We start from the raw sequence: 20,089 nt of genomic DNA, 5'->3' as shown, positions 1-20,089 counted from the left end.
CGAGTGAGATGTTTCAATATTTATGTTTCGAAATATAACTGTAAAAAATTTACTTGCCAAGAAAAATTTTGACCAGATTGTTGACATTATTTTTTTACCAATTTGTAAAATTAGAATTATATTTTTAGAATTATTGAAAATTATGTATTATATTTCATATATTAAAAATAATAAGCTGTAAAGTTCTAAGTAATTAAACTAGAAAATTTTAAAATTTTTTTTGTAAAAATTTTATTTGGCTCAAATTTTCATGTAAATAAATGCTAAATTGTCAACACTATTAATGGATATACGCTAAGCCTAGAGGAAGGGTTGGCCCATTGCAGACAGAGAGGCAGGCCGTCTGAAAATTCGGTACAATACGCATCAAATTCCCACAACACATACATTAAGGAAACCCATGAAAGCCTATCACGACCTTATGCGCCATGTCCTCGACAATGGTATCGACAAATCCGACCGTACCGGCACCGGCACGCGTTCCGTGTTCGGTTACCAAATGCGTTTTGATTTGAGTGAAGGCTTTCCGCTGTTGACCACCAAAAAATTGCATCTTCGCTCGATTATTCATGAGCTGCTTTGGTTTCTCAAAGGCGATACCAACATCAAATACCTGAAAGACAACAACGTTTCCATTTGGGACGAATGGGCGGACGAAAACGGCGATTTAGGCCCGGTTTACGGCTACCAATGGCGTAGCTGGCCCGCACCCGACGGTCGCCATATCGACCAAATTGCCAATGTGGTGGAACAAATCAAGAAAAATCCAGACTCGCGCCGCCTGATTGTATCGGCATGGAATCCGGCTTTGGTCGACGAAATGGCCTTGCCGCCTTGCCACGCGCTGTTTCAGTTTTACGTTGCCAACGGCAAACTGTCCTGCCAGCTTTACCAACGCAGCGCCGATATCTTCCTTGGCGTACCGTTCAACATCGCCAGCTACGCATTGTTGACCATGATGATGGCGCAAGTGTGCGGACTGGAAGCCGGTGAGTTTATCCATACGTTTGGCGATGCCCATTTGTACAGCAACCATATCGAGCAGGCCCAACTGCAATTAAGCCGCGATTTCCGAAGCCTGCCGACCATGAAAATCAACCCTGAAGTCAAAGACTTGTTTGCCTTCAAATTTGAAGACTTCGAGTTGGAAGGCTATGATCCGCATCCGCACATCAAAGCCGCCGTGTCGGTGTAATCCAAGCTAAAAAACAAAAGGCCGTCTGAAAGTTCAGACGGCCTTTTGTTTAGGCAAGTTTATTGACGTTTCGCGCCATAGCCACCGATTAAGTGTTCGGTTGCATCTTTGTTTTTCAAGCCGTAAGTGCCGCCAATTTCTGCAGCATTGGGGCCGTAGAATTTGCCGTTCAGGTTGCCACTTAACTTGTCATCGGCCGTGCTGACTTTGCCGGAGAAGAGGTTGCCGTCTTTCCAGCTTGCCGTACCTTTGAAATCGTAGTTTTTATCTGCTTGGGATACACGCTTACCATTTTCCAAAGTATGGAAGTGTGAGTTTGACGTTTCAAAACGGACACCTTTGAGGCCGAAATCAACGATAGCCATGACATTGGAAGTCAACTGACGATTGTTCTTGTCGTTAACCACATAGGCAGTGGAAATACCTTTGTAGGTGGCTGTACCTTTAGCAGGCAGGGTAGTGAAGACAGTTTCATCGCCCAGGCTTTGGTAGCCTTGGTATACATGTCCTTTAGGATCGGTGTAATGCGCGAAGGTTTGATATGTCCAGCCGGCTGCAGAAGGATCATGCAACACAATTTTGGTACCGTCATCAAAATTGATGACATAAACACCATCGAATTGTTTGTCAAAAACTAAGCCGTTTTTATCGGTGCGGAAGTAGGCTAAATTATCGCTGTCAATTTTATTAAAGGTTGCCAGATTAGTGCGATGTTGCAGATTTTTTTTGTATAAAGCGTCTAAGTCTCTAATTTTAGCTTCAATTTCCTTTATTTTGTCATGATCAATTTGGCCAGACTCTGAGTTTTGTTCTTTTTTTAGATTTTCTTTTTCAGCTTCTAACTTCTTATAAAGTTCAACAATACGTTCATCCAAAGTTGATTTACCGTATGCAAATTCGGTATTTTTCTCTTTGCCCGTTTGTTCGCTGACATCAGTTTGAGTATTGCCTTTTGAATATACTTTGGCAATAACAGAAGCGTAGCTTGTCCATGTAGGTTGGGTTGCGTTGCCATCAGTGGTCTTGTTAAATAACACAACGCCGTCCATTTTGACTTCATCATTGCTGTTAAAGTCAATAGAACTGATCAGACCATTTTGGTTGCGGTCTTGATTGTCCGTTTGGAACATTTTGCCTGCGGTATCTCTGCGGATTTGTACGTTAGGGTTGGATTGCTGTGCACCTTTGGAGGAGATGAAATGTGTGTGCAAAGGCTGGGTAATGTTGGCCGGATCGATTGGAGCTTCATCGGTCAGTTTGGCAAGATTGTCGGCACTGTTGGTGAGCGTAGTAGACGGCTCTTTTGGAGTGTTGGCATTGCTGTTGTTGGCAGGATTGCCATTATTGCCAGCAGAGTTGCCGGTATTATTGGTAGGAGTCGCGCCGGTGCTTAAAGCAGATGAACCGCCGCCTCCGCCACCGCCGCATGCGGACAAGATGGCTGCGCTGATGGCTGTAAAAACGATGGTTTTAAGTTTGGTTTGGATGTTTGACATGAGATTCCCTGTATAGTTATTCGCTTGATGAAAAGGTCGGAGAGATCGTTTATCTGATTTTTAAACCTTTAATGCCCGATAATAACCATAAATCATAAAAAAATAAACAGTTTGTTTTCATTTCTGTACAAAAATTAATCAAAGGGGAGGTGGTTGGGTGGATATTTTTTTAGTTAATTGTTTTATATGAATTTATTTTGAATATTTTAGTGAGTTCGATAGCTGGTCTGTTTCTTTTTAACAAACTTTTCAGACGGCCTTTTGAAGATAAAAGAGCAGTCGGACTTTATGAGTGCTTTTCTCTCAACGGATAAGCGTATTTCCGTTAAAATACGCCTTCTTTTCCGATTCGAAACATTGCCATGCGCCTGACCCACATCAAACTCTCCGGCTTCAAATCTTTTACCGACCCGACCACGATTCATGTGCCGGGGCAGCTTGTTGCGGTTATCGGGCCGAACGGCTGCGGCAAGTCGAATGTGATTGACGCGGTGCGCTGGGTGTTGGGCGAGGCTTCGGCGAAGCAGCTTCGCGGCGAGAGTATGCAGGACGTGATTTTTAACGGTGCGGCGACGCGCCGTCCTGCGCCGAGGGCTTCGGTGGAGCTGGTGTTTGACAACAGCGACCATAGTTTGCAGGGGGCGTGGGGGCAGTATGCCGAGGTGAGCATCAAGCGGCAGCTGACGCGGCAGGGCGAATCGACTTATTTCATCAACAATCAGACTGTGCGCCGCCGCGACATTACCGATTTGTTTCTGGGGACGGGTGTGGGCGCGCGCGGTTATGCCGTTATCGAGCAGGGGATGATTTCGCGCATCATTGAAGCGCGGCCGGAGGAGTTGCGCGCCTATATCGAGGAGGCGGCAGGCGTGTCCAAATATAAGGAACGCCGCAAGGAGACGGAAGGTCGTCTGAAAGATACGCGCGAGCATTTGCAGCGTTTGGGCGATTTGCAGAACGAGTTGGCGCGTCAGGTGGAAAAGCTGGAGAAACAGGCGGAAACCGCCGAACGCTACAAATCCCTGACCGCGCAGTTGAACCAACAACAGGATTTGCTCGATTACGCCCAATGGCAGCAATCGCTTGCCGCCGCCGACAAGGCAACTGCACAACATCAGTCTTTACAGGCGCAGCAGGACGAAACCGCCGCGCAGATTCAGGCGTTAAATGACGAAGTACACGCCTTGCAGACCGCCGAACAGTCGCAGCAGCAGGCGGTACACGAATTGAGCAACAAACGCGGTGTGTTGCGCGAGCAGATTGCCCGTTTGGAAGAACAAATCCGCCATCAGCAAAACCTGCACCAACGCATCGAACGCGATAAGCAGGCGGCTCAGGCGCAGTTGCAACGTATCCATCAGGAGCAGCAGCAAATCCGCGTGCAGCTTGAAGAAAACGAGTTGCAGGCCGAAGAAAAGCAAACCGAATTGGCGGAATGGGCGATGCAGGTTGCCGAACACGAAGAGCGTCTGCCCGAATTGGAAGAAGCCCAAGCCACGCTCAACGCCGCCTTCCAAACCCAGCAGGACGAGGCAAACCGCATCCGTCGCGAACTGGCGTTGAAGCAGCAGCAGCTTGCCCATGCCGAACAAACCGTTGCCAAGCACGAAGAGCGCAAAGGTCGTCTGAAACAGGAAAACCAAGCCCTGAACCTGCCCGACGAAGCCGAAACCACCGCCGCGCAGGAAGCCGCCGCCTTGTTGCAAAGCCAGCAAGAGCATTACGAAGAACAAATCATTGCCGCCGAAGAAGCCTTACACGCCGCCCGCGAGGCGTTTCAGACGGCCTCAAACCGCTTCCAAAGCCTGAAGCAGCAACACATCACCTTGCAGGCGCAGCAGCAGGCGTTGTCGCAAATCCTGTCGCAACAGCAGGAAGCAGCCGACTTCTGGCAGGCAACCGACCACGCCGCCGCGCCGCAACTGTGGCAACACATCACCGCCCCCGCCGAGTGGCAACACGCCTTGTCCGTCATCCTTGCCGAACGCCTGCACGCCCGCGCCGTGCCGCACGGCTTCATGCCGCCCGCGCCTTTGCCACAGGGGCAGGCAGCATGGCTTTCAGACGACCTCTCCGGAGGCATCAAAAAATCCCTGCCCGTACAGGCATTACTGAACCAAATCCAAGCGCAGCCGCCGTTTCAGACGGCATTGCACCACTGGCTCGACGGCGTATTGTGCGCGCCCGATTTGAGCTACGCCCTCGCGCATCAAAACGATTTGGGCGCACACCAAATCTGGCTCACGCCCGAAGGCCATCAGGTCGACAAAGTCAGCGTCCTGCTCTATGCCAAACCCGCGCAGGAAAGCCTGATTGCCCAAAAAGCGCGCCTCGACGGCATCGCTTCCGAACTGGAAAACCTCGCCCCCGAACTTTCCGCCGCCGAAGCTGCGTTCAAACAGGCGGAAGCCGCCGTGCGCTCGTCCGAAGTGCAACACAAAAACCTGATGCAGCAACAACAGCAGCACACGCGCCAATACAGCCAGGCGCAGCAACGTGCCGCCGAACTTCTGGCGCGCACCAACCAAGGGCAAATCCGCCGCGAACACATCGAGCGCGAACTGGCGCAGTTGGCGGAAGAGCAGACCGTGTTGCAACACACGTCCGACGGGCTTTCAGACGACATCGCTACTTTGCAGGAAGCCGCCGCCGAACTTGAACACCAGCAGCAAACCACCGCGCACAGCCGCCAAGAGCAGCAAGGTCGTCTGAAACAAGCACAGCTTGCCCTGTTGGAAGCCAACCGCCAATACGGGTTAGCGGAAGTTGCCGTCCACAAGCTCAACCAGCAAAAACAAAACTATCAACAGCAAATTGCCCGGCTCGAACAGCAAACCCTGGACTGGCAGGAACGCCAGCAAGAGCTTGCCCTCGCTTATGAAACCGAGTTCCAAAACGACGAGCAGCACATCAAGCTCGACGAGCTGACCGAAGCCGTGCATACGCTGGACGAAGAATACATCGCCGCGCAGGAAAAACTCGCGCAGATTCAGGAGCAGGGCAGGGAGCAATACGCCCGCGTACAAACCTTGCAAACCAAGCTGCCGCAGCTTCAGGCCGCTACCCAAACCGCCCTGTTGCAGCAGCAGGAAGCCCTGATCAACGCCAAACGCTACTATCAAAACCTGACCGAACGCGCCGCCGATTTGGACGCGCTCGAAGCGTTGGCGAAAGAATCGCCGAAAGTATTGAACACCAGCATCGGCAGCCTCACCCAGCAAATCGAAGCCCTCGGCGCCGTCAACCTCGCCGCCCTGCAAGAACTCGAAGAAGCGCGCGAACGCGACGGCTACTACCGCAGCCAGAGCGAAGACGTGCAGGCCGCCATCACCCTTTTGGAAGAAGCCATCGCCCAAATCGACGACAAGACCAAAGAGCGATTCAAAGAAACCTTCGACGCCGTCAACAGCAAAGTCCAAACCTTCTTCCCGACCCTCTTCGGCGGCGGCGAAGCCACCCTCAAAATGATAGGCGATGACCTCCTAACCGCCGGCGTGTCCATCATGGCGCGCCCGCCCGGCAAGAAAAACAGCACCATCCACCTCCTCTCCGGCGGCGAAAAAGCCCTTACCGCCATGAGCCTCGTGTTCGCCCTGTTCAGCCTCAACCCCGCCCCCTTCTGCCTTTTGGACGAAGTCGACGCCCCGCTGGACGACGCCAACACCTCGCGTTTCTGCAACCTGGTCAAAGAAATGTCGGCGCAAACCCAGTTCCTCTACATCTCCCACAACCGCCTGACCATGGAAATGGCAGAGCAGCTCGTCGGCGTAACCATGCAGGAAAAAGGCGTATCGCGCGTCGTCGCCGTAGACATCAAGCAGGCGTTGGAAATGGCTGAGCCGAATTGAGGTAAGAATGAAGGCTGTAGATTAAGAAATTCTGATGGTTGGTTATAAAATTAAGTGGATCTGAATGGGGGGGCTTTAATCTTTCCTTGAAGCAATAAAAAGGTCGTCTGAAAACTATATCCAAAGTTTTCAGACGACCTTTTATTCGCTTTCACTTTAAAACTGTTTGGAAATGTCGATAAACAAGCGATGCTGGTTTTGACGGTAGTAGAAATGATTGCTGTGGACATGTGTCCAACCCCAGTTCAGGCGTGGAGTGAAGCCTTTCCAGGACAACTTTTTATGGCCTGCTGACAAATGGACGTAGGTTTCACGGTCATTTCGTTTAATATTGAAAATATCTTCTGCCTGATAACGACGGTACTGCACGGTAGTATTGAGAGAAGTGACAAGTTTGCCTGACTTACCCCATGCTTTTGTCCAGCCAGCACGCAGATTTTCGTATTTATAGGCATCAGAGCGGTCACGCGCACTGTTGTATCCTTTGCCTACACCAAATACGAAATATTCACCACCTCGACGATAATAGAGGGCTGATATAGAGGCAATATGGTTTGCACCGTTTAAGAATTTTCTTTCCTTATGTTTACGGTAGCCGGATTGCCATGCGCCAAATATTTGCCATTTGGGTGATAATATACGTGAATAGCGCAAAATACCGCCTGATGTATTGGAGTAGGGCTCTGTACCATACCAGCGCCTCTCATAAAATGGCGATAAGGAGATTTCCTGAGCATGATTACGCCAGCCAGCACCGGTTTCAGCGCGTGCAGTCAAATCATCATAATCGTGTGCATCCCAATAAAATTTACCGCCGGCAGAAAGGTTGTTTTTCCAGACCCAATGCCCATTGAGCGGAGTATTTTTTTGTGCAGAAACATCGTAGGCAATACCGTTTGCTGTACGAGGCGCTTCAAACTCAAAACCTCCGTACACACGTTCGCGCGGCGTTCGGGCAATATTATTGTCGCGAACGTAGGAAATGTTACCGTCAAAATTCCAAGATTTATCTTTCTTCAGAAATTTATCAAATTCATTCAAGTATTGCAGTGTTGGTTCAGGTAGGTCGGGAGTTTTGCGGACTTCTTGTAACTCTTTTGCTGCGTCACGCATTTTTCCGTCTTGTGAAAGGGTTAATGCCAATTGTAGGCGTACAGGAGAGTAGTCAGGATGATTGGCAAGGATATTCCGCAAATCCTGTTCTGCTGCTTTATACTTTCCATCTGCACGTGAAAGAATCGCATCTGCATAGGAAGCCATTGTTTCATCGTGTCCGGTCAAGCGACGGTAGAGTGGCAATAGGAAACGGATGTTGTCAATATTTTGGCGTGCAAGGGCGGTATCCATTGCATCGGTTAAAATTTCAGGTTGTTGGAGCAATTCTTCTGATGACATAGAAAATTGTTGTTGTTCAACCTGATTGTCTTCTTGCAGAGTTTGTTTTTCAGCCTGGCGGATTTGATTATGGTTTAGGTCGGGCTGAATTTCATCGTGTGGTGTGGGCGCAGCTGAGGCATAATGTACCGCAGCGCATAAAATTAAAGCCAAAGTTGGATAGCGCATATTTTTTATTTCGTTTTGGGGCGTTTGAATATGGTAAAAATTCTTTCAGACGGCCTCTTGGTAAAACAAACCGCCCGGCAGATGCCGGACGGTTGAAAACGGCAGATTATTGTTTTTTCGCGCCGAAAGAGCCTTGGTAAACATTACCGTCATGCTCAGCACTAAAGACACCGCCTAATTCTGCAGCTTTAGGGCCAAAGAAATTACCCTGCATGCGGATACCGTCTTGCTCGCCGCTGAAGGATGAGCCAGAAATTTTACCGGAAACAGGAATGCCATATGTATTATCAATCAGTCCTGAGATAGTTTTACGACCGAAATCAACATTAAATTTAGATGCGCCTGTTGTATAAGCTCCACCTTGAAGCAGAATGGCATCACCGACATAAGATGCTTTACCAGAAGTTGGCATAGCATCTGCACCACTAGTTGGCGTAATATTACCAATAGCAAAAGAATCATGATGAAGTGTTGGTTGATAAGTAGGGCTAATACTGCCCACAGTTTGTGCACCGAATTGAACATGGCTGTATTTACGTCCGCTCAAAACAGTCATACGGGTCGACATATTATCTCCGGCAGGGTTAATTTCTCTGTAGAAGAGAAATGCTGCATTAGCTTTGGATAAATCAATTTTACGACCGTCAATGGTAACACTAGCATTCATCTTGCCTTGAGGAGTTACGTATTTTGCAGTGTTATAGGATGCATTGGTTGAAGTCATTGCATTACCGCCAACAGCTGCACTAGGTGTTGGTTGAGACGGAGTAGTCGGTTTAGCCGGAGTTGTAGGAGTAGTCGGCTTAGCCGGAGTTTCAGGAGTAGTCGGTTTAGCCGGAGTTTCAGGATTAGTCGGTTTAGCCGGAGTTTCAGGAGTGGTCGGTTTAGCCGGAGTTTCAGGAGTGGTCGGTTTAGCCGGAGTTTCAGGAGTGGTCGGTTTAGCCGGAGTTTCAGGAGTGGTCGGTTTAGCCGGAGTTTCAGGAGTGGTCGGTTTAGTTGGAGTAATTGGATTTGTTGGGTTGATATCTGGACCGCTCTCGCCACCGCTACTACATGCGGTTACCGCGAACAAAGCGGCGCAAACCAAAGCTGTCGTTTTGATTTTTGTATTTATAAGTTTGAATCCTTAAATAATTGAATATCAGTTAAATTTGGTTAATGACTTTTACGGTCGGAAAAATTTTACAATAAATACATAAATAAACAAACAGATTAAGATCGAAAGTGTAGAGAGAAACTATTAGGTGAATAATGAAATTTACATATTTCTTTTATGAAATCAATATATTATTTGTTTTAATATTTTTAAAAATTTTTTTGATGTTGTAGGAAAGATACAGAATATAAAACAAAGTGTTATCAAAATTTAAGGGGTATTCAATTAAGGTAATATGTGCTCTTAAATTCGAATTTTTTTTTCATTTTCACTGAAAAAACTGCCTCCGTGCATTACATATGCAGAAGGCAGTTTTTTAAATTTGGTTTGTTATATTGGGATCTTTGATAATAGGGGACTAATATAAACAGATCTTAATCTACTGTTAATATTATTGTTTCGACACATCATCTTGGGCGCGTTGAGGTTGCTTTGTGCGTTGGTTGCTGCGGTTGACGGCATCGCGCCATGCTTTGCGTTCGGCTTCGATTTTGGCGGCTACTTCGTGAACCATGGTTTCTTGTTTTTTGACGGCCGGCTCTTTTGGTGTGTTGTCGGAAAAGTGGAGGCCGTACCACAAGGCGGCGAAAATGCTGCAGACGAAGATCACGGCAATCAGGCCGACGATGGCTTGTTTGCCGGCGAGGGGTTTTTCGGGGGGAGGGACGAGGACATCGAAGCAGTCGGCGCAATCGAGGGCGAAGCAGACATTTTCAGCTTCTTTGCGGCCGCGCCGGCCTTCTGTGATGTTGAAGGAGATGTGTTGCCCTTCGGCCGGAAGGCGGGTAAGGGTGGTGAAGGCGGCAAGGGCAAGAAAGATTTCTTGGCCTGTGTCTTCTATGGTAGCGGCGCCGAAGCCGCGCTTGCTGTTCCAGCGAGTAATCGTTCCGTAATAGCGCATAATGTATGTGGGGATATTATTATAGGTAACAGTTTTTCTTTTGACTGATTTTAAATCAAAAAGTTTAGTTATTGTCTTAATTTTACACTAGATTTGTCTTATTGGAAGAAGGCGGGCCGTCTGAAGGATTTCAGACGGCCTGCATGGTTTATGCCTATTTGTTAAGCACTTTTTGGAAGGTGTCGATCAGGTGTTGCGCTATGGCTCGGCTGCCGAATTGTTGCAGGCAATCTTGGCGCAAACGGACGGGATCGTAGTGCGCGTGGTTTTCGTAGAGGGTGAGCAATGCTTTGGTCAGTTCCGGTATGTTTTCGATTGGCACCAGCAGGCCGTTGTCGGAAGTAACGATGGATTCGGGGCCGCCGCAGCGTGTGGCGATAACGGGCAAACCTTGCGACAGTGCTTCGATATAGACGACGCCGAAAGTCTCGGTACGGCTGGCGAGGACGAATGCGTTGCTGTGGCGCATGAGGTCTAGGGTTTGGTCGGTGGTTAATGCGCCGGTAAAGGTAACGGCGTGGTTGATGCCCAAGTCGCTTGCCAGTTGTTTCAGACGGCCTTCTTCTGCGCCACCGCCGCCGATTTTGAGTTTGAGTTGCGGATAGGTTTTGAGTGCTTCGGCAAAGGCAGGCAGAAGCAGGTCGTGGCCTTTGAGGTGGCGCAGGTGGGAGACGCTGCAGAAGGTGAAGTCTTGATGGTTTTTTTCGGGGAACTCGAAATCCTGTTCAAAATTGCCACCCAGCATATTGGGCAGATATTGCCAGTCTGTACCGGCGTAGGTTTTTTCGAGAATGCGGCAGAAATCACGGCTGACGGCGAACCGGGCCGCGCTGTGGCGCACGGCTTCGTGCATGGACGGCCATTGGTTTTTGCGGACAAGGCCGCGTGAAATGGCGCTGCTGTGTTCGGTAATGACGTAGGGAATGCCGTATTTTTTGAAGATGGCGCAGGCCAAAATGGCGGCGTAGTTGACGCAATGGGCGTGAATTACGTCGGGTTTGCCGTTGTCGGCGATATAGGCTTCAAAAGCTTTCATGCCTGCGTTGACCCAGCGGATGCGGTCGATGTCGACAACCGGGCAGCGCGGGAAGAAATACATGCTGTCGTAGGCGTAAGTGTTGAGTCCGCCTTGCTGATGGCGGCGCAGGCCGTAGAAGCGCGAGAAAATGGTTTTCGGCTGGCTTCTCAAGTAGCGGAACATGGGCACGACCATGCCGATTTTCATGCCTTCGCGTTGCAGGGCTTGGGCTTGAAGGCGGAAAAAGATTCCGTCCACGTCGGTTTCGGAAGAGGGGTACCAAGAGGGGATGACGACAATATGCATGATGTGTTTTTTATGGAAGTAGATAACGGCGAGGCCGTCTGAAAAGAAAAGATATCTTTCAGACGGCCTTTTGTATATTTAGTTCAATCAGTTGCCGGCAACCGTCATTTTGGAAACCAAGACGGAGCCGATTTGATTGGACGAACGGCGTAATGCGTCGTCTGCCACGCCAATGATGTCGCGGTACATATCCTGCAAACGTCCGGCAATGGTGATTTCCTGAACCGGATAGGCAATGACGCCGTTTTCCACCCAAAATCCGGCCGCACCGCGCGAGTAGTCACCGGTAATGGTGTTGACGCCTTGTCCCATCAATTCGGTAACCAGCAAACCTGTCCCCATTTCTTTCAACAGGTCAGCCTGCGTGGCATGGGTGTGGTTCAGATACAGATTGTGCGCGCCGCCGGCGTTGCCTGTCGTCTGCATACCGAGTTTTTTCGCGCTGTAACTGCTGAGGAAATAGCCTTCGATTATGCCGTTTTTCACCACAAAACGCGGCTGTGTGGCCACGCCTTCGGCATCGAAATAAGTGCTGCGGAACGAGCGCAGGATATGCGGTTCTTCACGAAGGCTGAGAAACTCGGGCAGCACCTGTTTGCCGATGCTGTCAATCAGGAAGCTGCTTTGGCGGTAGAGCGCGCCGCCGCTGAGTGCGCCGATAAGGTGGCCGATTAAGCCGACGGCGACAGTGGTGTCGAACAGTACGGGATAGCTGCCGGTCGGAACGCTGCGGCTGTTCAGACGGCGTAAAGTCCGTTCGGCTGCGGTTTTGCCGATGAGTTTGGGCGCGTCCATGTCTTCGTGACGGCAGGAAGAATCGTACCAATAGTCGCGCTGCATGCCGTGTTCGTCGCTGGCGACCACGCTGCAAGAAATGCTGTGGTGCGTGCTTTGCTGGTGTGCGGCAAAGCCGTGGGTGTTGCCGTAAACGTATTGGTAATGGCCGGTATGAACCGATGCGCCTTCGGAGTTTTCAATGCGTTTGTCCGTTGACAGCGCGGCCTGTTCGCATTGCTTGGCCAAATCGATGGCGGATTCGGTACTCAAATCCCATTCGTGGTAGCGGTCGAGGTCGCCGATATGGGTTGCCATCAAGGCAGCGTCGGCAAGGCCGGCGCAATCGTCTTCGGCGGTATAGCGTGCAATATCGATGGCGGCTTTGACCGTATCTTGCAGGGCGCGTTCAGAGAAGTCGGCAGTGCTGGCGCGGCCTTTGCGTTGACCGACATAGACCGTAATGTCTAAAGATTTGTCTTGTTGGAACTCGATTTGTTCGATTTCGCCCAGGCGCACGCTGACGCTTTGGCCGAGCGACTCGCTGAAATCGGCTTCGGCCGAGGTAGCGCCGGATTGTTTGGCCAAATCTAGCGTGTGTTCGCACAAGCGCAACAGCTCGTCCGGTGTGTGGTTAAACAGCATAAAAAGGTTTCCTGACAGGGTTTTGCGGCATTTTAACCGTTTCAGACGGCCTCTGCAAAAATCGCACGGAAAGGCCGTCTGAAAACTGATAAAATAGGCAGATTCAGAAAATCAGGTAAACACAATGTTTGAACAAGAAGACGAATGGGTCAGCAAAACCCAAATGAAAAAGCAGATGAACGATTTGCAGGCTTTGGGTATGGAATTGACCAAGCTCTCCAGCGATACGTTGAAAAAAATCGGCTTGGACGAAGAGCTGTTCGAGGCCATCGCCACCTATAAAAAAATCACGTCCAACAGCGCGCTCAAACGCCAAGCCCAATTTATCGGCCGCCTGATGCGCGATACCGACCCCGCGCCCATCGAAGCCTATTTGGCCAAACTGCGCGGCGACAATGCAGCACACAATGCCTTTTTGCAACGCGTCGAGCAGGCGCGTACCCGACTGTTGGCAAACGATGGCGCGATTACCCAATTTATGGCCGATTTTCCGCAAGCCGACGCCGGTAAATTGCGCACCTTAATCCGCAACACTAAAAAAGAGCAGGAACAAAACAAACCGCCGAAAAACTTCCGCGCGCTGTTCCAAGAAATTAAAGCAGTGATGGAAGCCGGTCAATCCGATGCTTCAGAAGAAGGGCAGGATTGGGAGGAATAAACCTTAAGGCCGTCTGAAAACGGATTGCGGTTTTCAGACGGCCTGTATCGTAATACCGAAGGAGGATGACCATGAAATTTCGCCGCTCTTCAACCGCCTTGCTGGTTGGTGTATTGACCCTGAATGGTTGTACTACCGATCTTTGGGAAAGAAATAGCCCGTTCCATAAAACCACGACTGAAAAAACCGTTGCCAAAGACAATATTCACGCATTTGGCGTGGTTGCCAAAGACAATACGCAACTGGAAACAGGCAGCTTGGTCATGATGGGTGGAAAATATTGGTTTGTCGTTAATTCTAAAGATTCGGCCAAGTTGAAGGCGATCTTGGATGCTAAGCTGAGCAAACGGTTTCAAATGGTTCGGCAAAACCCAAAACAGGTGTATGAGGCTTTGCCGGTTGAATTAAAATCCCCTGAAGCGCAAACTTTCCGCTCGAATTTCTGCCTGCGTTACGATACTCAAAAAGTTGCCGAGATTGCCAAGTTGAAACAGTTGGCGTTCAAGCCGGCCGAAATCGATGGTAAAACTGTCTACACACGCTGTATTTCTGCCGAAGGTCATTATTACGCAACGCCGAAAAATGTTGCCGAAGACCGCCGTTTTGACACTGCCGTTCCGGTCAGAATTTATTATGTGGAAACCAAAACAAGCACCGATGTTTGGAAGTTGACGGGTAATATTCTGAAAACGCCATTTACATTGGCTTTGGACGCAGTCGGCGCAGTGATAGCAGGCTCCTATGCCGTAATCGGTGAAATTGTCGATGATTCACGCAAATAATATCCAAGGCAGTCTGAAAACGGATTGCAGGTTTCAGACGGCCTCCTCCTTAAAATAAATGCTTCAAAAATATTAATTTCTCTCTATTTAATCCCACACACCATGTCCGTCAAAATCCAAACACGTTCCATTAATCCGACTGTTTTCAACGACTTGCTCACTGCCGGTACCGATCCTTTGATTGCAAGGCTGTGTGCTGCGCGTGATGTGCAAAGTCCGGCCGAGTTGGACGACAAGCTTGCTGCGCTTTTGCCGTATCAAACGCTGACAAACTGCGAAGCCGCCGCCGGCCGTTTGGCAGATGCGGTCGAGCGCAAGGAAAAAATCCTGATTGTTGCCGACTACGATGCCGACGGAGCGACGGCGTGTGCCGTCGGTATGAGCGGTTTGGCGGCGATGGGGGCGAAAGTGGATTTTCTTGTGCCCAACCGATTTGAACACGGCTACGGTTTAACGCCCGAGCTGGCTGAAATCGCGGCAGAACAAGGTGTGGATTTATTGGTAACGGTGGATAACGGTATCGCCAGCATTGCAGGCGTGGCGCGTGCGCAGGAGTTGGGTTTGGATGTGATTGTGACCGACCACCATCTGCCTGCCGAGACCGTACCCGACTGCATCATCGTCAATCCGAACCAAAAAGGCTGCGGCTTCCCCAGCAAAAGTCTGGCGGGCGTGGGCGTGATTTTTTATGTGTTGATGGCGTTGCGTGCCGAACTGCGCCGCCGCAATTATTTTTCAGACGGCCTAAAAGAGCCGAATCTGGGCGACCTTTTGGATTTGGTCGCACTCGGTACCGTCGCCGATGTCGTCTCCCTCGACCACAACAACCGTATCCTCGTGTCGCAAGGTTTGAAACGGATGCGTTCGGGCAAAATGCGCCCGGGTATCCGCGCTTTGTTTGAAGTGGCGCGGCGCGATTGGCGCAAGGCGCAGCCGTTTGATATGGGCTTTGCGTTGGGGCCGCGTATCAATGCGGCCGGACGGCTGGACGACATGTCGGTCGGCATTGCCTGCCTGTTGGCGCGAGATGATGCCGAAGCACAGGAACTGGCGGCCCAGTTAAATAATCTCAATATCGAACGCCGCGAAATCGAGCAGTCTATGCTGCAAGACGCGCTGAATGATTTTCCTGAAACCTTGCCTCCAGGGCAGACGACTTTGGTGGCGTATCGCGACGACTTCCATCAAGGCGTGGTCGGCATTGTTGCCAGCCGTCTCAAAGACCGTTTTTATCGCCCGACCATCGTGTTTGCGCCTGCCGACAACGGCGAAGTGCGCGGTTCGGGACGCTCCATTCCCAATTTGCACCTGCGCGATGCTTTGGATTTGGTGTCCAAACGCCACCCCGATTTGATTTTGAAATTCGGCGGACACGCAATGGCGGCGGGTTTGAGCATACTTGAACACAATATTCCCGCATTTCAGACGGCCTTTGAAGAAGCCGTGCGCGAGATGGTGTGCGAAGACGATTTGTCGCAAACTTTCATCACCGACGGCAGCCTGCCAGCCCGCGATATTACGCTGGAACAGGCGCAGAACCTTGCCCGCCACGTTTGGGGACAAGGCTTCGCGCCGCCGAGCTTTACCGACGAGTTTCACGTTATCCGCCAGCAGCCTTTAGGCGCGGAAGGCAAACACAAAAAAGTCTGGCTGCAAAAAGACGGCTACGAATTTGAAGCCATGTTTTGGCGTTGCAGTGAAGACATTCCCGAATACATCCGCACGGTGTACCGCCCCGTTGCCAACGAATGGCGGAATAATCTCGAATTGCAGCTTTATATCGACTACTGGGAAGCCGCGTAAATAAAGGCCGTCTGAAGATGAAGAAACAAAAAACTTGGCTCGGCTTTTCATTGGCGCTGCTTGCCACCATGACTTGGGGTTCGCTGCCGGTAGCGGCGCAACAAGCTCTAAAAGCCGTCGATGCGCCTACGCTGGTGTGGATACGCTTTTTAGTGGCTTCGCTGGTGTTGTTTGCGTTGTTGGGACTGACTGGCAAGCTGCCGAGGCCGTCTGAATTTTCCAAGCAAACCTTGTTTTTATTGGTACTGGGTATTATCGGCATTTCCGCCAACTTTGTGCTCGTTGCCATGGGTTTGCACTATATTTCGCCGACAACCACGCAGGTGTTGTGGCAGCTCTCGCCCTTTACCATGATTTTGGTCGGCGTAGGCGCGTTTAAAGAAGCCTTTACGCGCTGGCAAAAAATCGGCTTGATGCTTTTGCTGACGGGTTTGGTCATGTTTTTCAACGACAAATTCGGCGAACTTCTCAGCTTGGGCAGCTACGCGGTCGGGGTAATCATGGCGGCTTCGGGCAGCATGATTTGGGTGTGCTACGGCGTGGCGCAAAAACTTTTGTCCAAACATTTCAATTCGCAACAAATCCTGTTGATGATTTATTTTTGCAGCAGCTTTGTTTTCCTGCCGTTTGCCGAACCGTCGCAAATCGCCCATATCGGCAATCCGTTTTTATGGGGCTGCTTTATTTATTGTTGCTTGAACACGCTGATCGGCTACGGTTCATTCGGCGAAGCGCTCAACCATTGGGACGCTTCAAAAGTCAGTATTGTTACCACGCTGATACCCGTATTTACCATGATATTTTCCACCATCGGTCATTACCTTGCCCCTGATTATTTTGCCGCTTCGGATATGAATATCGTCAGCTATGTGGGTGCCATGGTGGTTGTGGCCGGGGCATTGCTGGCTGTGGCCGGAGAGAAAGTGATGGGGCTTTTTTTGAGAAAGATATGAAGCATTTATTGCGAAACAGAATAAAACAAGGCCGTCTGAACCAGGTTTCAGACGGCCTTTGATATTTTCTAAATCAGATTAATGTGAATCGCCGAATCAATAGAAGCCTTCGCGTTCTTCACGGGTGCTGATGTAGATGTTTTTCACTTGGGTGTAGGCGGCGAGCATCATTTTGTGGGTTTCGCGGCCGATACCTGAAGTTTTGTAGCCGCCAAACGGCGCGCCGGCAGGCAGGCGGTTGTAGCAGTTTACCCAAACGCGGCCGGTTTCCAAGGCGTTGGAAACGCGCAGGCAGCGGTTGATATCGGTACTCCAAACTGCGCCGCCTAAGCCGTATTCGCTGTCGTTGGCCATTTTGATGACTTCTTCTTCGGTTTTGAATTTAATCACGGTGGCAACCGGGCCGAAGATTTCTTCTTGGGCAATACGGGCTTCGTTGCTGCTGGCCTCAATCAAAGTAGGCTCGACAAATTCGCCTTTGCCCAATTCGCCTTCGATTTTTTTACCGCCGGTAATGATGCGGCAGCCTTCTTGTTCGCCGATTTTGACGTATTTCAAAATGGTCTCGAGTTGACCGGCATTGACTTGCGAACCCATTTGGGTGTCGTCTTCCCAAGGCAGGCCGACTTTGATTTTTTTGAATTCTTCAGCCAAAGCATTGACGAATTTGTCGTAAATGCCTTCTTGTACAAAAATGCGCGAACCGGCGCAGCACACTTGGCCTTGGTTGAACAAGATACCTTTTTGTGCGCCTTCGAGGGCTTTGTCGAAAGGCATATCGTCGAAGAAGATGTTGGCGGATTTGCCGCCCAATTCCAAAGTGGACGGAATCAGCAATTCGGCGGCGGCGATGCCGACGCGGCGGCCGACTTCGGTTGAGCCGGTAAAGGCCAGTTTGTTGAAGCCTTTGTGGTGGAGCATGTATTCGCCGGATTTAGAACCGCGGCCGGTAATCACGTTCAACACGCCTTTAGGCAGCAAGTGGTTGATTTTTTGAGCGAAGGACAACAGGCTCAATGAAGTGCTGGAAGAAGGGTGGATGACGATGGTGCAACCTGCGGCCAATGCCGGCGCGATTTTCCATGCGGCCATCAAGAATGGGAAGTTCCAAGGAATGATTTGGCCGACAACGCCGATCGGTTCGCGCAAAACGATGGACAGGTCTTCGGCATCAAGTTGGGTTGCCGTGCCTTCTTCGCCGCGGATAACGCTGGCGAAATAGCGGAAATGATCGGAAGCCAAAGGCACGTCGGCGGCGCGGGTTTCGCGGATGGGTTTGCCGTTGTCCAAGGTTTCTTGCAGGGCGAACAATTCGGCGTTTTCGTCAATCACATCGGCGATTTTGTTCAAAATGGCCGCGCGTTCGGCAGTCGTGGTTTTACGCCATGTTTTGAACGCTTCTTGCGCAGCGGCCACGGCAGCATCGACATCGGCGTCGGTTGCGTCTGTGAACTTGGCCAATTCATCGCCATTGGCAGGGTTGTAAGAGGATAAAAGTTTGCCTTCGCTACCTTTCGTCCATTCGCCGTTGATCAAAAGGCCGTATTCTTTATCAAACACATTTAAATCTTTTGCCATAATGCTCTCTCCTTAATGAATGGGAAGGCGTGTTTCTGCGCCATAAAAACAGCTTATGCTTTTTTCTTTTTAGGTTCAAGTACTAAAAATGAGAATGTTCTCAAAATTTACGTTTGCAATGTTGTTTCATGTAGCAGGCCGTCTGAAAAATAAAGGATTTGATTGAAATGAAAGTATATTTGTTAATATATTTAAAGATTCAGACGGCCTGAATAAGATTTGTTATGGTATAACATCATAACTTGTTGTTTTGAAAAAGATTATGGGTTGACAGCTTCGAACATGGGGAGTATTCTCATTTATAGCTAAACAGTTTTTTCGACACTCTAGGAGACTCTCTCATGAAAATGCATGCTGTGGTAGTAAATAAAGATGTAGCAGGTGATGTAGAAGTTGTTGAACGCGAACTGCGTCCGCTGGAATACGGCGAGGCGTTGGTGGAAGTCGAGTATTGCGGCGTGTGCCACACCGACTTGCACGTTGCGGCAGGCGATTACGGCGACAAACCGGGTCGCGTGTTGGGACACGAAGGCATCGGTTTGGTTAAAGAAGTTGCCGACGGTGTGAAAAATCTGAAAGTCGGCGACCGTGTCAGCATCGCATGGCTGTTCCAAAGCTGCGGTTCGTGCGAATACTGCAATACCGGCCGTGAAACCTTGTGCCGCTCTGTATTGAACGCAGGCTATACTGCCGACGGCGGCATGGCGACCCACTGTATCGTGAGTGCCGATTATGCGGTTAAAGTTCCTGAAGGTTTGGATCCTGCGCAAGCTTCCAGCATTACTTGTGCCGGTGTAACCACTTATAAAGCCATTAAAGTTTCCGGCGTCCGTCCGGGCCAATGGATTGCGATTTACGGCGCAGGCGGTTTGGGTAACTTGGCAGTTCAATACGCGAAAAAAGTATTTGGTGCGCACGTTGTTGCCATTGACGTCAACGATGACAAACTGGCTTTTGCCAAAGAAACCGGTGCAGATTTGGTAATCAATGCCGCCAAAGAAGATGCAGCTCAAGTCATCCAAGAGAAAACCGGCGGCGCACACGCAGCCGTTGTCACAGCCGTATCCGCTGCGGCCTTCAATTCAGGTGTTAACTGCGTCCGCGCCGGCGGTCGTGTCGTTGCAGTCGGCTTGCCACCTGAGTCTATGGACTTGTCTATCCCACGTTTGGTATTGGACGGCATCGAAGTGGTCGGCTCTCTGGTCGGCACCCGCAAAGATTTGGAAGAAGCATTCCAATTCGGCGCAGAAGGTTTGGTTGTGCCTAAAGTCGAATTGCGTGCTTTGGATGAAGCGCCTGCCATCTTCCAAGAAATGCGCGAAGGTAAAATTACCGGCCGTATGGTGATTGATATGAACAAAGAGTGCAGCTGCATTCATCACTAATCAAATGATTCTGTGATAAAAAGGCCGT

At 50.1% G+C, this 20,089-nt stretch carries 14 protein-coding genes; 7 read left to right on the top strand and 7 right to left on the bottom strand.

Going from position 1 to position 20,089, the window contains the following annotated elements:
- Nucleotides 1–400 precede the first annotated feature (400 nt).
- The gene (locus BBP27_RS05815) at nucleotides 401–1,195 is read left to right on the top strand and encodes a thymidylate synthase (RefSeq protein WP_049348902.1); all 795 of its coding nucleotides are present in this window, start codon (nucleotides 401–403) and stop codon (nucleotides 1,193–1,195) included.
- A 59-nt stretch (nucleotides 1,196–1,254) separates the two neighbouring features.
- On the opposite strand, the gene BBP27_RS05810 is transcribed toward BBP27_RS05815, so the two are convergent.
- Nucleotides 1,255–2,691, bottom strand: a complete 1,437-nt coding sequence (locus tag BBP27_RS05810) for a transferrin-binding protein-like solute binding protein (protein ID WP_188212342.1) — start codon at nucleotides 2,689–2,691, stop codon at nucleotides 1,255–1,257.
- A 362-nt stretch (nucleotides 2,692–3,053) separates the two neighbouring features.
- Between BBP27_RS05810 and smc the strand changes: the two genes are divergently transcribed.
- Nucleotides 3,054–6,539, top strand: a complete 3,486-nt coding sequence (gene smc / locus BBP27_RS05805; RefSeq protein WP_188212343.1) for a chromosome segregation protein SMC — start codon at nucleotides 3,054–3,056, stop codon at nucleotides 6,537–6,539.
- Nucleotides 6,540–6,695: 156 nt separating this feature from the next.
- Here smc and BBP27_RS05800 read toward each other — a convergent pair whose 3' ends face one another.
- The 5 genes from BBP27_RS05800 to pmbA form a co-directional block, all read right to left on the bottom strand.
- Nucleotides 6,696–8,102 (bottom strand): porin family protein, encoded by a 1,407-nt coding sequence (locus BBP27_RS05800; protein WP_188212344.1) that lies wholly within the window; start codon nucleotides 8,100–8,102, stop codon nucleotides 6,696–6,698.
- Nucleotides 8,103–8,208: 106 nt separating this feature from the next.
- Nucleotides 8,209–9,189: a transferrin-binding protein-like solute binding protein gene (locus BBP27_RS05795; protein WP_265511043.1), complete on the bottom strand. Its 981-nt coding sequence runs from the start codon at nucleotides 9,187–9,189 to the stop codon at nucleotides 8,209–8,211.
- Between the two features lie 460 nt (nucleotides 9,190–9,649).
- Nucleotides 9,650–10,159, bottom strand: coding sequence for a cold-shock protein (locus tag BBP27_RS05790; protein WP_188212346.1), 510 nt, complete (start codon nucleotides 10,157–10,159; stop codon nucleotides 9,650–9,652).
- Nucleotides 10,160–10,313: 154 nt separating this feature from the next.
- A complete protein-coding gene (locus tag BBP27_RS05785) occupies nucleotides 10,314–11,483 on the bottom strand; it encodes a glycosyltransferase (protein ID WP_070695346.1) in 1,170 nt (389 codons plus the stop codon).
- Between the two features lie 87 nt (nucleotides 11,484–11,570).
- Nucleotides 11,571–12,902: a metalloprotease PmbA gene (pmbA, locus tag BBP27_RS05780; RefSeq protein ID WP_188212347.1), complete on the bottom strand. Its 1,332-nt coding sequence runs from the start codon at nucleotides 12,900–12,902 to the stop codon at nucleotides 11,571–11,573.
- A 124-nt stretch (nucleotides 12,903–13,026) separates the two neighbouring features.
- Between pmbA and yjgA the strand changes: the two genes are divergently transcribed.
- From yjgA to BBP27_RS05760, 4 genes are all read left to right on the top strand, one after another.
- Nucleotides 13,027–13,560, top strand: a complete 534-nt coding sequence (gene yjgA, locus BBP27_RS05775) for a ribosome biogenesis factor YjgA (RefSeq protein WP_188212348.1) — start codon at nucleotides 13,027–13,029, stop codon at nucleotides 13,558–13,560.
- Between the two features lie 71 nt (nucleotides 13,561–13,631).
- Nucleotides 13,632–14,342, top strand: a complete 711-nt coding sequence (locus BBP27_RS05770) for a YidX family protein (RefSeq protein ID WP_188212349.1) — start codon at nucleotides 13,632–13,634, stop codon at nucleotides 14,340–14,342.
- 102 nt (nucleotides 14,343–14,444) lie between these two features.
- Nucleotides 14,445–16,145 (top strand): single-stranded-DNA-specific exonuclease RecJ, encoded by a 1,701-nt coding sequence (recJ, locus tag BBP27_RS05765; RefSeq protein WP_188212350.1) that lies wholly within the window; start codon nucleotides 14,445–14,447, stop codon nucleotides 16,143–16,145.
- A gap of 17 nt (nucleotides 16,146–16,162) precedes the next feature.
- A complete protein-coding gene (locus BBP27_RS05760) occupies nucleotides 16,163–17,098 on the top strand; it encodes a DMT family transporter (RefSeq protein WP_188212351.1) in 936 nt (311 codons plus the stop codon).
- 96 nt (nucleotides 17,099–17,194) lie between these two features.
- Here BBP27_RS05760 and BBP27_RS05755 read toward each other — a convergent pair whose 3' ends face one another.
- Nucleotides 17,195–18,676: an aldehyde dehydrogenase family protein gene (locus tag BBP27_RS05755; RefSeq protein WP_188212352.1), complete on the bottom strand. Its 1,482-nt coding sequence runs from the start codon at nucleotides 18,674–18,676 to the stop codon at nucleotides 17,195–17,197.
- A gap of 341 nt (nucleotides 18,677–19,017) precedes the next feature.
- On the opposite strand from BBP27_RS05755, the gene adhP reads away from it, so the two are divergent.
- A complete protein-coding gene (adhP, locus tag BBP27_RS05750) occupies nucleotides 19,018–20,061 on the top strand; it encodes an alcohol dehydrogenase AdhP (protein ID WP_003681279.1) in 1,044 nt (347 codons plus the stop codon).
- Nucleotides 20,062–20,089: the final 28 nt, after the last annotated feature.

It is taken from the genome of Neisseria sp. RH3002v2g (genome assembly GCF_014596425.2).
GTDB lineage: Bacteria > Pseudomonadota > Gammaproteobacteria > Burkholderiales > Neisseriaceae > Neisseria.
Note: the sequence above shows the minus strand (reverse complement) of the source record. Positions and strands in the feature narration are given on the sequence as shown.